At 39.0% G+C, this 14734-nt stretch carries 15 protein-coding genes; 11 read left to right on the forward strand and 4 right to left on the reverse strand.

Going from position 1 to position 14734, the window contains the following annotated elements; translation table 11 throughout:
• Window positions 1-204 precede the first annotated feature (204 nt).
• The 11 genes from ccoN to ttcA all read left to right on the forward strand — a co-directional run bounded on the left by ccoN (window position 205) and on the right by ttcA (window position 10234).
• Window positions 205-1638 carry a cytochrome-c oxidase, cbb3-type subunit I gene (gene ccoN / locus ATS76_RS03765; protein ID WP_006794295.1) on the forward strand — a complete coding sequence of 478 codons (1434 nt, stop codon included), beginning with the start codon at window positions 205-207 and terminating at the stop codon, window positions 1636-1638.
• A gap of 12 nt (window positions 1639-1650) precedes the next feature.
• The gene (ccoO, locus tag ATS76_RS03770; protein ID WP_006794296.1) at window positions 1651-2325 is read left to right on the forward strand and encodes a cytochrome-c oxidase, cbb3-type subunit II; all 675 of its coding nucleotides are present in this window, start codon (window positions 1651-1653) and stop codon (window positions 2323-2325) included.
• A gap of 5 nt (window positions 2326-2330) precedes the next feature.
• Window positions 2331-2516 carry a CcoQ/FixQ family Cbb3-type cytochrome c oxidase assembly chaperone gene (locus ATS76_RS03775; protein ID WP_058551121.1) on the forward strand — a complete coding sequence of 62 codons (186 nt, stop codon included), beginning with the start codon at window positions 2331-2333 and terminating at the stop codon, window positions 2514-2516.
• Entirely contained in the window at window positions 2513-3547 is a 1035-nt protein-coding gene (locus tag ATS76_RS03780; protein ID WP_058406027.1) for a c-type cytochrome, read from the forward strand. Before ATS76_RS03775 ends, ATS76_RS03780 begins: the two co-directional genes overlap by 4 nt.
• Window positions 3548-3696: 149 nt before the next feature.
• Window positions 3697-4188: a FixH family protein gene (locus tag ATS76_RS03785; protein ID WP_058406026.1), complete on the forward strand. Its 492-nt coding sequence runs from the start codon at window positions 3697-3699 to the stop codon at window positions 4186-4188.
• Between the two features lie 8 nt (window positions 4189-4196).
• Window positions 4197-6572 carry a heavy metal translocating P-type ATPase gene (locus ATS76_RS03790; protein WP_058551122.1) on the forward strand — a complete coding sequence of 792 codons (2376 nt, stop codon included), beginning with the start codon at window positions 4197-4199 and terminating at the stop codon, window positions 6570-6572.
• Window positions 6569-6736 (forward strand): cbb3-type cytochrome oxidase assembly protein CcoS, encoded by a 168-nt coding sequence (ccoS, locus tag ATS76_RS03795; protein WP_058551123.1) that lies wholly within the window; start codon window positions 6569-6571, stop codon window positions 6734-6736. Before ATS76_RS03790 ends, ccoS begins: the two co-directional genes overlap by 4 nt.
• Window positions 6729-7400, forward strand: coding sequence for a sulfite exporter TauE/SafE family protein (locus ATS76_RS03800; RefSeq protein ID WP_058551124.1), 672 nt, complete (start codon window positions 6729-6731; stop codon window positions 7398-7400). Before ccoS ends, ATS76_RS03800 begins: the two co-directional genes overlap by 8 nt.
• A gap of 68 nt (window positions 7401-7468) precedes the next feature.
• Window positions 7469-8200, forward strand: coding sequence for an FNR family transcription factor (locus ATS76_RS03805; protein ID WP_058406023.1), 732 nt, complete (start codon window positions 7469-7471; stop codon window positions 8198-8200).
• A gap of 100 nt (window positions 8201-8300) precedes the next feature.
• Window positions 8301-9227 carry a universal stress protein UspE gene (gene uspE, locus ATS76_RS03810; protein WP_058551125.1) on the forward strand — a complete coding sequence of 309 codons (927 nt, stop codon included), beginning with the start codon at window positions 8301-8303 and terminating at the stop codon, window positions 9225-9227.
• A 95-nt stretch (window positions 9228-9322) separates the two neighbouring features.
• Window positions 9323-10234: a tRNA 2-thiocytidine(32) synthetase TtcA gene (ttcA, locus tag ATS76_RS03815; RefSeq protein ID WP_058551126.1), complete on the forward strand. Its 912-nt coding sequence runs from the start codon at window positions 9323-9325 to the stop codon at window positions 10232-10234.
• Window positions 10235-10280: 46 nt separating this feature from the next.
• Here ttcA and ATS76_RS03820 read toward each other — a convergent pair whose 3' ends face one another.
• The 4 genes from ATS76_RS03820 to ATS76_RS03835 all read right to left on the reverse strand — a co-directional run bounded on the left by ATS76_RS03820 (window position 10281) and on the right by ATS76_RS03835 (window position 14732).
• Window positions 10281-11336 carry a hypothetical protein gene (locus tag ATS76_RS03820; protein ID WP_082664318.1) on the reverse strand — a complete coding sequence of 352 codons (1056 nt, stop codon included), beginning with the start codon at window positions 11334-11336 and terminating at the stop codon, window positions 10281-10283.
• A gap of 54 nt (window positions 11337-11390) precedes the next feature.
• Window positions 11391-12458, reverse strand: a complete 1068-nt coding sequence (locus tag ATS76_RS03825; protein ID WP_058551127.1) for a hypothetical protein — start codon at window positions 12456-12458, stop codon at window positions 11391-11393.
• Between the two features lie 481 nt (window positions 12459-12939).
• Complete coding sequence (locus tag ATS76_RS19520; protein WP_058551128.1) at window positions 12940-14262, reverse strand: methyl-accepting chemotaxis protein; 1323 nt, start codon at window positions 14260-14262, stop codon at window positions 12940-12942.
• 248 nt (window positions 14263-14510) lie between these two features.
• The gene (locus ATS76_RS03835) at window positions 14511-14732 is read right to left on the reverse strand and encodes a hypothetical protein (protein ID WP_058551129.1); all 222 of its coding nucleotides are present in this window, start codon (window positions 14730-14732) and stop codon (window positions 14511-14513) included.
• Window positions 14733-14734: the final 2 nt, after the last annotated feature.

The following is a 14734-nucleotide window of genomic DNA, read 5'->3' on the forward strand; positions in this document are numbered from 1 at the left end:
TCATAATATTACGTAATTGACCTATCTTTTTTAGGCCAAAAAATTTATTATTTCCCTCGCAAAAATTAGGGTTTCTCGAGTTTGTTTTCTGAAGCATTCATGCTTTGAACGTTTTAGGTAACATGCTTGTGAAGTAATAGTAGGCCCCACTTTTCAAGTGGGTAATTCATTTCTAAACGCATTTATTGCAGCGGAAGCCAGAAAATGAGCCAAACAGTAGCATCACAAACTGAGTATAACTATAAAGTTGTACGCCAATTCGCTATTATGACAGTGATTTGGGGCATCGTTGGCATGAGTATTGGGGTTCTAATTGCTGCCCAATTAGCTTGGCCAGCACTTAACTTTGATACACCATGGTTAACTTACTCTCGACTACGTCCGTTACACACGAACGCAGTAATTTTCGCATTTGGTACAAGTGCACTTTTTGCGACGTCTTATTACGTCGTTCAACGTACTTGTCAAACGCGCCTTTTCTCAGACAAACTTGCCGCAATTTCATTTTGGGGCTGGCAGCTAGTTATCGTATTAGCAGTAATTACTTTACCACTAGGTATTACAAGTTCTAAAGAATACGCTGAACTAGAATGGCCAATCGATATTCTAATCGCAGTTGTTTGGATTATTTATGCAGTTGTATTTTTTGGTACTTTAATTAAACGTAAAGTGTCGCATATTTATGTTGCTAACTGGTTCTACGCTGGCTTTATCATTACTGTTGCGGTGTTGCACATTGTAAACAGCATGGCTGTGCCTGTATCGTTAACTAAATCGTACTCTATTTACGCTGGTGCAGTAGATGCAATGGTGCAATGGTGGTACGGTCATAACGCTGTAGGTTTCTTATTAACCGCTGGTTTCCTAGGTATGATGTACTACTTTGTACCTAAACAAGCGGGTCGCCCTGTTTACTCTTACCGTTTATCGGTCGTTCACTTTTGGGCACTTGTATCTTTATATATTTGGGCCGGTCCTCACCACCTTCACTACACTGCGCTTCCAGATTGGACGCAAAGTTTAGGTATGGTTATGTCTATCATCCTATTCGTTCCATCTTGGGGTGGTATGATAAACGGTATAATGACCTTATCGGGTGCGTGGCACAAACTACGTACTGACCCAGTACTTCGTTTCTTAGTTGTATCGCTTTCTTTCTATGGTATGTCTACGTTTGAAGGCCCAATGATGGCAATTAAATCTGTGAACGCATTATCTCATTACACAGATTGGACTGTAGGCCATGTTCACTCAGGTGCACTTGGTTGGGTTGCTATGATTTCGATTGGTGCTATTTATCACCTTATCCCTGCACTGTTTGCACAAGGTCGTATGTACAGCATTAAGCTTGTTAACACCCACTTCTGGTTACACACTGTTGGTGTTGTTTTATACATTGTTGCAATGTGGATTTCAGGTGTAATGCAAGGTCTAATGTGGCGTGCAGTTAATGCTGACGGTACATTAATGTATAGCTTTGTTCAGTCTTTAGAAGCATCGCATCCTTTCTACATAATGCGTTTTGTTGGCGGTGTATTCATCGTAACAGGTATGTTAGTTATGGCTTATAACGTTTTCCGTACAATTTCAGCTGAAAAAGAATCACTGAAGTTAGACGCGCAAGCACAATTAGCATAACGGAGTGAGATGATGAGCAATAAAAATTCACAAAACAAACACGAAATAGTAGAAAAAAACGTTGGTCTTATGGCCATACTGACTGTTTTTGCTATTAGCTTTGGTGCATTAGTTGAAATTACTCCACTTATGTTCCAAGACGACACAACAAAACCAGTAGATGGCTTACGTCCTCTAAATGCATTAGAAATGGAAGGTCGCGATATTTACGTGCGTGAAGGTTGTTATAACTGTCACTCACAAATGATTCGTCCTTTTCGTGACGAAGTTGAACGTTACGGCCACTACTCTGTAGCAGGCGAGTCAGTATGGGATCACCCTTTCCAATGGGGTTCTAAACGTACTGGACCTGACCTTGCTCGTGTTGGTAAACGTTACTCGGACGATTGGCATTATGCTCACTTAGTGAATCCGCGTGATGTGGTTCCTGAGTCTAATATGCCAGGCTTCCCTTGGTTAGCAGAGAACACAGTTGATACCAGCTTAACTCTGAAAAAACTACAAATTTTCCGTGATACATTCGCTATTAACCCAGAAAACCCAAAACATCCGGGTTTAGGTTACGGTAGCGATGAAGAACTAATAGCTGACGTTGCCAAAGTTGATGCAATGAATGACGGTAAAGGCGCAACAGAAATGCAAGCCCTTATCGCTTATTTGCAACAGCTTGGCACGCACTTGAAGTAATTATTATGGATTACGGAACATACAGAGGCATTTTAACTCTGGTAATTTTAGTATTGTTTATTGTGATTGTTGTATGGGCATACAGCAAGCGTACCAAAAATCGTTTTGACAACGCTGCTAACGCCATTTTTGAAGATGAAAAAAAACATAACAACACACTCTCTAACGAGGAAAAGGAGTCTGAAAAATGACTAGCTTTTGGAGTATTTGGGTTATTGTTTTAACCCTAGCATGCTTACTTATTATCTTTGGCCTATTAGTGTGGAACTTAAAAAACTACGCTGGTGTTGAAGAAGGTGAAGATTGTGGGCATGAGTATGACGGTATTACCGAACTGAACAATCCGCTACCTAAGTGGTGGACTTACATGTTCTTCGCGACATTTATATGGGCGGTTTACTACTTAGCGGCTTATCCAGGTTTAGGTAACTGGGAAGGGTTAGGTAAATGGACAAGCTCTAATCAGGGTATTACCTCTTTAGCGGAATCGAAAGAAGCTGTTAAATTAGCAGCTGAAGAAGGCCGTTTTGTAAAGCTTGATAAAGAGTACGAAGCAGCAGAAGAGCGTTTTGGTCCTATTTTTAACCGACTTGCAAAAGTACCTGTTTTAGATTTGGTTCAATCTAAAATCGATGGCGATGCAGCACAGCAGCTAGCCCTTGAAAATGGTACCGAGCATGAACAAACAGATGGTCAATTAGCGTTAGAAATTGGTCAACGTTTGTTCTCACAAAACTGTGCGCAGTGTCATGGCTCTGATGCACGTGGCGGCATTGGCTTCCCTAACCTAACTGATAAAGATTGGTTATACGGTGGCACACCAGACAAAATTAGAGAAACTCTTCTAATTGGTCGTGTTGCAGCTATGCCTCCTTGGGGTGCAGCATTAGGTGAACAAGGTATAAAAGAAATGACAGCACACGTGCTAAGCCTTTCTGGTCGTACAGTTAACCAAAAAGATGCAGCCGCTGGTGCAGCTAAGTTTGCAATGTGTGCAGCATGTCACGGTGCAGACGGTAAAGGGTCGGTTGCTCACAACCTACCGTTTGGCGCGCCTAACCTAACGGATAACATTTGGTTATACGGTGGTTCTCAACGTGCCGTTGAAGAAACTCTGCTTAACGGTCGTGCTGGTGTAATGCCTGCATGGAAAGACATTTTAGGTGAGGATAAAATCCACCTTTTAACAGCGTACGTTTACAATTTATCGCAAGATAAATAAGCACACTGTTAATAGAATGTTTATAAATTAATTTATTAAATTCAATAGATTAATCCAGATCAAAAAAGCCTCCACTTGGAGGCTTTTTTTTAGTCTTTTACGTACAATTACTATAAAATAACCTCTTCGAAACTAATATTAGAGTCACTATGCAACCTACTCCGTGGTATAAAAACTTTTGGCCTTGGTTTTTAATTTTTTTCCCGCTAGCAGCCATTGTTGGCTGTATTACTTTACTGATCACGGCAATTGGCAACGGCCCAGATATGGTTGTTGATGATTACTATAAAAAAGGTAAAGCAATTAATTTAGAGCTCAGTAAGTTCGAGAAAGCTAAAGCGCTTTACTTACATGGTGAATTAGCAGTAACTAATGACCGAGTGAGTTTTAAATTTACCAAAGGCGATAGCAGTAATGTACCGGCTTTAAAAGTATCGTTTTATCACCGTACAATTAAAGCTCACGACTTTGAAGCGACACTTACAGCTAATGCAAACAAAGAATTCACCGCACTACTTGAAAATTACACTGAGGGTGCCTACTCCATTTTTATTGAACCTATCGATAAAACATGGAAATTAAAAGAAAACATTACCCTACCTACGGTTGAAACCGTTTTAGTTACGCCAAACTATAAGTAGTTATTACTATGTCTAACTCTTGCTTTCATTGCCTTGAGAGTGTGCCAAAAGGATTTAGCGCCACAGTTACAATTGACGATACCCCCCAGCCAATGTGTTGCATTGGCTGCCAGGCCGTAGCGCAAAATATTGTTGAGCAAGGAATGACTGATTACTACAAATACCGCACAGTCAGTGCGGGTAAAGTGGAGCAGCTTGTTCCTGAGCAATTGGCATTTATTAAAAGTTATGACAACGAAGATATTCAAGATGAATTTATAGCCACGAGTAACAATATTTCAGAAGTATTATTGAGTGTTGAAGGCATTACGTGTGCTGCATGTGCGTGGCTTATAGAAAAGCAATTATTGAGTTTAAACACCGTAAAGCGAGTGGATGTAAATACCTCAACTAACCGTGCAATGATCCAGTGGGACAAAACAGCAACACCACTGAGTGAAGTGATTACTGCCTTGGCCAAAATTGGTTACAAGGCGTACCCATTTCAGGCCGATACCGAAGCACAACAAAAGCAACAAACTGCCAAAGCATATATTCGCCGCTTAGGCGTGGCAGGCTTAATGACAATGCAAGTAATGATGTTTGCATTTGCCATGTATTTTGGCATGTTTTCAGGCATGGATAGTAATTTTGAACAGTACTTTAGATGGATAAGCTTAGTACTTGCTTCTCCCGTTATTTTGTATAGTGCCCTGCCCTTTTTAACCAATGCAATTAACGGCTTAAAAGCTAAGCAGCTTAATATGGATTTACCTGTATCCTTAGCCATTTTTGGCGCCTACGGAGCCAGTTGTTATGCCACTGTTATGCAAGTTGGTGAGGTATATTTTGAATCTATTTGCATGTTTACCTTTTTATTATTACTGGGTAAATATTTAGAATTTAGAGCACGCTTAAAAGCAAGTGAATACACAGCAAACCTTCAAAAGTTACTACCATTAACGGCTCGCACGCTTACAGATAGTGGTGAAGAACTCATTATTGCGGCTAAAAAGCTTAAACTTAATGATGTTGTGCTTATTAAAGCAGGTGAAACCATTCCCGCCGACGGTGAACTCATTAAAGGTAAAACGACGGTTGATGAATCAATGATGACCGGCGAGCACCAACCCGTTAACAAGTTTATAGGCCATAATGTGTATGCCGGCTGTGTAAACCACGATGGTGTTATTGAAATTAAAATAAACAAAATAGGTCAAAATACACTTTTAAATCAAATTATTCGCCTGCAGCACAATGCACTCACAAAACGCCCCAAACTGGTCGAAATAACTGATAAAGTCGCTCAAGGGTTCGTAGCTTGCTTGTTAGTATTTGCCTCATTAACCGCTATTGGGTGGTATCAAATTGATCCCGAGCACGCTTTTTGGATCACTATTTCAGTGTTAGTTGCAACCTGCCCTTGTGCCTTAAGTTTAGCAATACCGACTGCTTTAACGTGTGCAATTGCCAGCCTAACCAAAAAGGGAATTTTAATTAAGCAAGCTCATGTACTTGAAACACTCTCCAAATTAACGTTATTTGCGTTCGATAAAACAGGCACACTCACCCAAGGTAAATTTAGCCTTGATGAGGTCGATATTATCGACAGCCACTATTCAAAAGATGATGTAATGGCCATTGCAGCAATGTTGGAGCGTTTTTCTGAGCACCCGATTGCAACTGCTTTTGATGGTTTCACTCCAGCAAAGCATACGCTGCATAACATTGAAGTGCACGCAGGTTTAGGGATCAGTGCACAAGATGAAACCTTTCATTATGCTATAGGTAAAAGTGGTTGGTTTGATAGTAAAAAAACAAACGCACAGGCCAGTTTGTACATAAACAAACGTGTTGTGGCACGCTTTTATTTTGTGGATAAAGTAAAGCACGATGCCGAAAGTTTAATTAAATCGTTACACGCACAGCAATTAACTTGCCACATGTTAACTGGTGATGCGTCAGATGCGGGCAACAAAGTAGCTAAGCAATTAAAATTAGACAGCGTACAATCTGGTTGCTCACCACAAGATAAACAAACCGCCGTAGAGGCATTTTCATCTCAAAATGAAGTGGTCGCTATGGTGGGTGATGGTATAAACGATAGCCCTGTATTTGCAAGTGCCCATTTATCTATTGCAATGGAAACCGGCGCTGATATATCAAAAAACAGCGCCGATGTTGTACTGCTAAATAGCGATTTAGCGTCTATTGATCACTTACTGAATATAGCTAAACAAACTCGGCGTATTATTAAACAAAACCTAACATTGTCATTGTTGTATAATGGCTCAATTTTACCGCTTGCAGCGCTTGGATTAGTTGCTCCCTGGATGGCGGTCATTGGCATGTCTGCCAGTTCGATTATTGTGATATGTAATTCACTGAGGCTATTAAAGTTATGAGCATAATTTACATTTTGATCCCCATTGCCATTTTGTTTGTACTTATTGCTATTGGCGTATTTTTTTGGGCAGTAAAAAGCGAGCAGTTTTCTGATTTAAACAAACAAGGCCACAGTATTTTGTTTGAAGATGACAAAGAGCAGCATAATAAAAGCAATGATTGACCCTTTATACATAAGCGCATTTTTAATGGGCTTAATTGGTAGCGGCCACTGCATAGCAATGTGTGGAGGGATTGCAAGCTCTTTACAATTAGCCAGCGACAAGCGAAAAACACTCTCCTACTCATTTGCTTATAATATTGGCCGAGCATTAAGTTACATGGTTGCAGGCTCACTCGTTGCGGGTATAAGTAGCCAATTTGCTAAACAAAACACATCATTCTCTATAACGCTTTCATTTATTGCTGCCATTTTTATGCTTTTGGTTGGCGTTTACATAATGCGTTTAGGTCCAACATTGCAATGGCTCGAAAAAATAGGCAAAACGCTTATTTGGCAGCATATAGTGAAGCTTAATAAATATTTAATGCCCGTTGACTCAACGGTTAAAGCATTCGGTTATGGCGCATTATGGGGGTGGTTGCCATGCGGTTTGGTTTACTCTGCGCTAACATGGGCAATGACGAGCCCAACAGCATTTGATGGCGCAATGGTGATGTTATGTTTTGCACTAGGTACATTTCCAGCCATGATCACCGTAGGCATTGCGGCGCAAAAACTTAATAGCATAATAAATCATCCCTGGACCCGCATTGTGTTAGGGAGTGTTATAATTTGGTATGGTATCTACTTATTGATTATTGCAACCGACAAGTTAGTACATTAATGTTTAAGATGTATTAACCTTTCGAGGTTTATTTGCCCCAGTATATAAAAACTAAAACGGATAAAATTATGGATTTCACTCAAAGTCGCGCTAAAGGTAATTGTGCTATTAGCTGTAATAACTGCAGCATAAGCCAATTGTGTTTGCCATTTTCGTTAAATGGCCAAGAAATGGATAAACTTGACGAAATTATTGAGCGAAAAAAGCCATTACACAAGGGAGATTACTTGTTTGAATCGGGTGCTCCATTAAAAGCGATTTATGCAGTACGATCTGGCTCATTTAAATCATACACCTTGTCTGAGCAAGGCGATGAGCAAATTACTGGCTTTCATTTAGCAGGCGATTTAGTAGGCTTTGATGCAATTAGTAAAATGACACATCAGAGCTTTTCTCAGGCTCTTGAAACCTCAATGATTTGCGAAATTCCCTTTGACACCCTTGATGAACTTGCAGGTAAATTACCTAAACTACGCCAGCAAATAATGCGTTTAATGAGCAGTGAAATTACCTACGATCAAGAAATGTTGTTACTACTTAACAAAAAATCGGCAGAAGAACGTTTAGCTAGCTTTGTTTATAACTTATCGGAACGATTTGGTGAACGTGGTTTTTCGCGTAAAGAGTTTAGGTTTACCATGACCCGTGGTGAAATAGGTAATTATTTAGGCCTAACAGTAGAAACTATTAGCCGTTTATTAAGCCGCTTTCAAAAGGCTGATTTGATTAAAGTAGAAGGCAAGTTTATTACTATTTTAGATAATGACGCACTGGCTAAAACGGCAGCCATTGTTAGATAGATATACATTGATATAGAACAACAATTTATGTGCTAGGCCTTTAACTGTTTTGTATTTGAGTTACACTAAAAGTACACCAGTTAGGTAAATGGAGTAGCACATGAACACAATTAAACGCATTCTTGCGGTTATTGACCCTACCAAAGACGACCAACACGGTTTAGCGCGCTCAGTCGAGCTGGCAAAAAAATCTGGCGCAACCATTACTGCCTTTATGACGGTATATGATTTTTCGTATGAAATGACAACCATGCTCTCAGGCGATGAGCGCGAAGCCATGCGAGAAGCCGTTTTAAAAGACCGCGAACTATGGCTAAACGATTTAGTTTCACCTTATAACACGCTAAATATTGAAACGTTAGTTGTTTGGCATAACCGCCCTTACGAAGCCATTATTGAAACAGTTATTGATCAAAACTACGATTTAGTTATTAAAAGTACCCATCAACATGGTGCACTAAAATCGGTAATATTTACCCCAACAGATTGGCATTTAGTGCGTAAATGCCCTACTCCGGTGTTATTTGTAAAAGAAATGGCATGGCCTGAAAATGGCAATATTTTAGCTGCAGTTAATGCAGTAAGTGAGAATGATCAGCATATTGCGTTAAATAAACGTATAGTTAAAGACGCGCAATTTTTATGTGAACTTGCCAACGCAAAGCTTAATTTAGTCAATGCATTCCCCGCAACCCCTATTAATATAGCGATTGAAATACCAGAGTTTAATCCTAGTCTTTACAACGAGTCAGTAAAAAAACACCATATAGAATCAACCAATGCACTGGCTACTGAGTTTGCTTTAACTAGTGAGCACTGCTTTATCGAAGAAGGTTTACCAGAAGATGTGATCCCCGACATTGCTAAACGCCTTAACAGCGAGCTCGTTGTTATTGGAACCGTAGGCCGTACAGGATTAAGTGCCGCATTGGTAGGCAATACTGCAGAGCATGTAATAGATAGCCTAGACTGCGATGTATTAGCACTAAAACCAGATGGCTATGTAAGCCCATTAGCAAAAGATTAATAAATTTTGCTGTAGCTCCCAATATGCTAATAACATATAATACGCCCCTTTATTTCTAGCAAGTATTTTGCCGCATTGTTTACTAAGGGGGCGTAGTGTCTAACTCAGCTCAAGCCAAAGCTCAATATAACTTTAATAAGTTACAAAAGCGTTTACGCCGTTTAACTGGTCAAGCCGTTATGGACTTTAACATGATTGAAGAAGGTGACCGCATTATGGTTTGCCTCTCGGGTGGTAAAGATAGCTATACAATGCTTGAAATGCTGCAGCATCTTAAACGTGTTGCACCGATTAAATTTGATCTTGTGGTTGTTAACCTCGACCAAAAACAGCCCGGTTTCCCTGAACATGTTTTGCCCGAGTACCTAGACAAACTCGATGTAGAGTACAAAATTGTAGAAGAAGATACCTACAGCATTGTCACCGATATAATTCCTGAAGGTAAAACCACCTGTTCGCTGTGTTCTCGCTTACGCCGTGGTATTTTATACCGCACAGCTAAAGAACTTGGCGCAACTAAAATAGCCCTTGGCCATCACCGAGACGACATGATTGAAACACTGTTTTTAAACATGTTTTATGGTGGAAAACTAAAAAGTATGCCAGCTAAATTAATGAGCGACAACGGTGAGCATATGGTAATTCGCCCGCTTGCATACTGTAAAGAAGCTGATATTAGTAAATATGCATTTACTCAAGGCTACCCAATTATTCCGTGTAACTTGTGTGGTTCTCAAGAGAACCTGCAACGTAAACATACAAAAAATATGTTGGCGCAATGGAATAAAGATCATCCGGGTCGCATAGAAAGTATTTTTACTGCAATGCAAAATGTAGTGCCATCTCACTTAGCCGATGCTCAATTATTTGACTTTGAAAACCTAAAAACAGGTGACGTTATTGACGGCGGTGATATTGCACTCGACAAGCCAGATATTCCTAAAATACCGGTCAACAGCGATACAGACGAAGAAAACGCTGGCGTTGTTACAATCAACTTAAGTTAACTACGTTGTATTTTTGGGTTTGCTTTATAGCAAACCCAAAACCAGTTTAACCCTCGGCTAATCCTTTTAAAAACTCCAAGCTTAATTTTTCTTGTTCATTAGGTTGGTACGGCAGCTGTTGTAAACTGTCATAAGGAAAGTCATTTATATCAAAATGACTAACTTCACTGTTACCAAAACTGTTTCGCTCGCCAGGACTGGGGGACATTCTTTCAATTACAAATCCACTCAATCGCATATCAGCCATACCTTGTGGCAAAATTGACCAGTGCGCTTTTAAATCAATAGTTTGGCTTCCTTTACTTAAACGTTGTTTACTTACCAAGTGCGCAAGTGGTGTGTCGCCACTAAACAGATTTGCCCGAAGACGATACAAGCCTTTTTTAGTTACTTTTAAATTGGCGGGTATAAGCATGTTTTCATTTTGTGGATATGCCGATTCAAAACCAAGAAGTGTAGCACTTGGAGGCATATATTGGATTTGCGCCACCACGGGGATTTGTTTCCCATCAACATTAGCTTCAACAAATATTTGTAAATTTCGCGGGTAGTCTTCCTCTGCTTTAAAAATAACATTGGCTTCGCCCTCTCGCGCGTTACTTTTATAAGTTGTTACTATCTCTTTTGTATCTGTATTGGCAAGCTCTACAATCACATTTTTAAGGCCACCTGCGCTGACTTTTAATGTAATTTTTTCTGGGTAAACAAACCTATATTTACTCAGGCTGATTGTAACTGCATTTCCTTTGTCATCTATTGGGCTTTCAACAGGATAAAATTGATTAGGTTTTAAACGGTCTTCATCAAATTCAGACAAGGGTTGTGAATACGGTGGGTATTTAAGTGCACTTTCATATTGAATTGCAACCTGCTCAGCGGCTTTTGCTAAGTTGCTATTATAATCTGTTGCTACTTTATGCTTCTGTGGTGATTTACCGGGCAAATTTGCAGTGCTTTTTTGTAAGTTTGATTTATGCTCAACGTTGGCAGGCTGTTTTACCTTAACAACAGAAACATCAGCCTCTATCTCTTCTTGAGAGGGCCATACTAATAAAGCAAATACAGCCATTATTGAAATGACGACGAAGGTTTTTTTTATCATTTATACTTCAATCCTTATAAAAAGTGCAGCTTAAAAAAGCTGCACATTCAACGTTTATGGGATCACATTATAAATTAATGCAGAAGCACTCGTTGTATTTGAGTTTTTAATATAGCGATAGTTCTTTTTCCAAAACCACGACCCTGTTGTTTGATCAAATGTATTAAAACCAACATTTTGCCCATCAACATTTATATTATTCATAGCAATGGTTACATTACCTTTACGCTGAGCATTATGAATTTCATTATGGCTGTAGCTGTCGCTCATCATCATAGGATAATGATTAGGCATAAAACTATTTACAGCATCGCTTTGTGATTTTAATCGACCATCAGTATCTATACTGCTACTACAGCTACCAAATGAACGCGCTGAGCTTGCACCGCATGATGAGTGCGACGCAACAACCGAATCGTCATTACCTTTTAAAAATGCGCCTGTGATCCCTAAGTATTCATTACCGTCAGCAACAAAACGTAAACGAGGTGTACGCGCATCTGGAAATGGAGAAATTTTACGCGCGTTATTTACTTTTAAATCATGTAACACGCCAACCGCTTCAGTAACATCGCTTCCTAGCCACCATCTAAGTGCTGCATCTATAGCAAAATTCCATGAGGCACCGGTTAGTGCGCTTACAGCAACATCAGCAAGTTCACTACCGCCACCAGCACCAGCTAAATCAAATGTAGCAACAATATTAAGTGGAGTAAGCCCTGCGTTTTCTAACCAGTTTGCTTGGTTATCAATAATATGGCGTGCAATTAAATCCCCCGTTGAGTGTGTCACTAATACACACCCCTCTGCGCATAAATTTGAGCGCGATAATTGCTTTAATTTAGGCCAAACCCAATCTGTTGCTATTTTACCTTCAACACGCTCGTAGGCAGGCCAATCAATTCGCTCATCTGCTCGGTTATTCCAATAGGACTGCCAATATGTTTCGCCATCGTTTACAACGTCGCTACCTGATTTATTGGTTATTTGAGAAACCTGCAAGCCATGGATTAATATTATTTTGTGATCTTTACTCGCAGCTGAAAAGCTCATTAGCATAGCAAGGCATGCGCCTAATATATGTTGTGGCTTTAGCCATTTGTGTGTGTGTGTGTTGTTCATAAAATTCCTTAATGTGTGTGTTTAATATTTTTAGTTAAGGTATTCATCGTCATTATTTTTTTGTGCTGAACAGAAATAATTACGCATATGTAAGGCTTATATCTCACGTTAACGACGTTAAAAAATTCTTATTTAGAGCAACCAAATAGCGAATTTTTTGCTGGCTATCAACACGTTTATTCGCCCTCAAACTAGATCACTTAATTAAGCGAGTTGGTATAAAGTATTAGTTAAGCAATGTGTGTAACTCATCAGTCCAGACAATGACCAGTATTAGGAACAAAGTACAAAAATGCAACAATTTATTATCATTTGTAATAAATATAAATTTAATCTAATTAAATCAATATAGTAAAAATTGTTATATTTAGGATTATTATGGGGAGGTTTGTAATATTAAATATTGCTGAGGCGCTAAAAATATACGGTACCAAACCTAAAAGATTTTAAGTTTGGTACACATATATTGATGTTATAACAATTATTGACCTTTAAGCTCGCTTGTAAATTGCCCTATAGCATTTACAACTTCTTGAGCACCATTTTGAATTTCAGTCATTACATGTCCAGACTCTTTAGATAAAGCTAAGCCTTGCTCTGCTTTTTCTTTGCCTTTTTCAATCACATCTACCGTGTTTTGAGTTTGCGATTGATTGCGCTGTACAACTTCTACAATTTCTTCTGTTGCTTTAGACGTGCGTGATGCGAGTAACCGAACTTCGTCTGCTACAACGGCAAAGCCCCGACCTTGCTCACCAGCACGAGCCGCTTCAATGGCTGCATTTAATGCGAGCAAATTAGTTTGCTCTGCAATGCTGCTAATGCTTTGAACTATGCTCGCTATTTGCTGAGATTGTTGATCTAATGCCGAAATTTCACTTGCCGCTTGTTCCATATTAATTGCAAGCTCTGTCATTACTGCCACTGTGTCTTTAACTACTTCAGCACCTTGCTCTGCTTTTTTATCTGTTTGAGTTGACGTACTGTAGGCAATTTCTGCTGCTTGCGAAATTGCAATTTCTCGATTTACTTGCTCTGTAATTACTGTGGCAAATTTCATTACCTTGTACAGTTTTCCAGCATCGTTAGAAATAGGATTGTAAGATGCCTCTAACCATACAATATTGCCGTGCTTATCTACTCGCTTAAATCGAGACGCAATAAACTGACCCTGCCTAAGTTTTTGCCAAAACGTTTGGTACTCTGGAGATTCAGCCTCTTCGCGCTCACAAAAAATTCGGTGATGCTGACCCAAAATTTCTTTTTCTTTATAGCTCATAGCGTCTAAAAATTGCTGATTAGCTTTTAAAGCATGCCCCTCTAAATCAAATTCAATAACCGCCATAGAACGATAAATTGCTTTAATTGTGTCACTTTGCTCACGAGATGCAGTAATTGTTTTGGTTAATACGGTACAAAAAATAGAAAAATACAAAAGCTGATCTTGCTCTCCTTTTACAGGGTGAACAATTAAGCGCAACCATTCAACTTGGCCATCTTGGCGAATAAATTGTAATGCACCGCCCCAATGGCCCTCTTTTTTAATTGCTTTTTGTAGGCTTTTATATTCTTCAGAGTGTTGAGAGTGCTCAGAAATAATATCTACAATTGGTGTATTAATAATATGATTTTCTCTATAACCCAACATTTTTAATAGCTGTTCATTAGCGTGGGAAATTCGTCCATCATAAAGGATATTAATCACCAGCATTTCACGATTAAGGCCTTCCCATACTTGTTGCAGGGGATAAAGCTCCGCTTTTAATGATGCTATTTCGTTTTGTTTACTATTAGAAAAAAACATTAATATCCTTACCAATATGCGTGATATAAAATTTATAAATTTAGGAGCTAATTAGTACAAAATAACAGTTAACTGTTACTTTAAAGCTTAAGAGTATGTTTTAAATGTCATCAAAACCAACACTTTAGAATGGCAAAAATACATGTTAAACATAAATTTTTGAATATATATTACTTTAATATAGCCTACTTATAAGTCAAACTTTGGACTCGACTATTTTTATAAAAATGGTTATTTACTCTTATTTTTCATATTTTTAATTGCAGCAATAACTCCGGCAATAATTTATCAATGCACTGGGCGCAGTCTTTAGATTTATGATTTAAGCACACCCAACCGTCTGTTCCCATTATTTGCAGTGAAGTTATATCTTCTCTACCTATGGTTTTGTATTTAGAACACCACACCCCTTTGACTTTAAATATGCCAAAGTTAGTGGTTATACGGTTTATTGTAAAAGGGGTTTTCATAA

The organism is Pseudoalteromonas sp. 10-33 (assembly GCF_001469195.1).
In the GTDB taxonomy this organism is placed as follows: domain Bacteria; phylum Pseudomonadota; class Gammaproteobacteria; order Enterobacterales; family Alteromonadaceae; genus Pseudoalteromonas.

What these genes read in the sequence shown, in the direction of transcription:
- ccoN (WP_006794295.1), top strand. Translation starts at nt 205, where the DNA reads ATGAGCCAAACAGTAGCATCACAAACTGAGTATAACTATAAAGTTGTA.
- ccoO (WP_006794296.1), top strand. Translation starts at nt 1,651, where the DNA reads ATGAGCAATAAAAATTCACAAAACAAACACGAAATAGTAGAAAAAAAC.
- ATS76_RS03775 (WP_058551121.1), top strand. Translation starts at nt 2,331, where the DNA reads ATGGATTACGGAACATACAGAGGCATTTTAACTCTGGTAATTTTAGTA.
- ATS76_RS03780 (WP_058406027.1), top strand. Translation starts at nt 2,513, where the DNA reads ATGACTAGCTTTTGGAGTATTTGGGTTATTGTTTTAACCCTAGCATGC.
- ATS76_RS03785 (WP_058406026.1), top strand. Translation starts at nt 3,697, where the DNA reads ATGCAACCTACTCCGTGGTATAAAAACTTTTGGCCTTGGTTTTTAATT.
- ATS76_RS03790 (WP_058551122.1), top strand. Translation starts at nt 4,197, where the DNA reads ATGTCTAACTCTTGCTTTCATTGCCTTGAGAGTGTGCCAAAAGGATTT.
- ccoS (WP_058551123.1), top strand. Translation starts at nt 6,569, where the DNA reads ATGAGCATAATTTACATTTTGATCCCCATTGCCATTTTGTTTGTACTT.
- ATS76_RS03800 (WP_058551124.1), top strand. Translation starts at nt 6,729, where the DNA reads ATGATTGACCCTTTATACATAAGCGCATTTTTAATGGGCTTAATTGGT.
- ATS76_RS03805 (WP_058406023.1), top strand. Translation starts at nt 7,469, where the DNA reads ATGGATTTCACTCAAAGTCGCGCTAAAGGTAATTGTGCTATTAGCTGT.
- uspE (WP_058551125.1), top strand. Translation starts at nt 8,301, where the DNA reads ATGAACACAATTAAACGCATTCTTGCGGTTATTGACCCTACCAAAGAC.
- ATS76_RS03820 (WP_082664318.1), bottom strand. Translation starts at nt 11,336, where the DNA reads ATGATAAAAAAAACCTTCGTCGTCATTTCAATAATGGCTGTATTTGCT.
- ATS76_RS03825 (WP_058551127.1), bottom strand. Translation starts at nt 12,458, where the DNA reads ATGAACAACACACACACACACAAATGGCTAAAGCCACAACATATATTA.
- ATS76_RS19520 (WP_058551128.1), bottom strand. Translation starts at nt 14,262, where the DNA reads ATGTTTTTTTCTAATAGTAAACAAAACGAAATAGCATCATTAAAAGCG.
- ATS76_RS03835 (WP_058551129.1), bottom strand. Translation starts at nt 14,732, where the DNA reads ATGAAAACCCCTTTTACAATAAACCGTATAACCACTAACTTTGGCATA.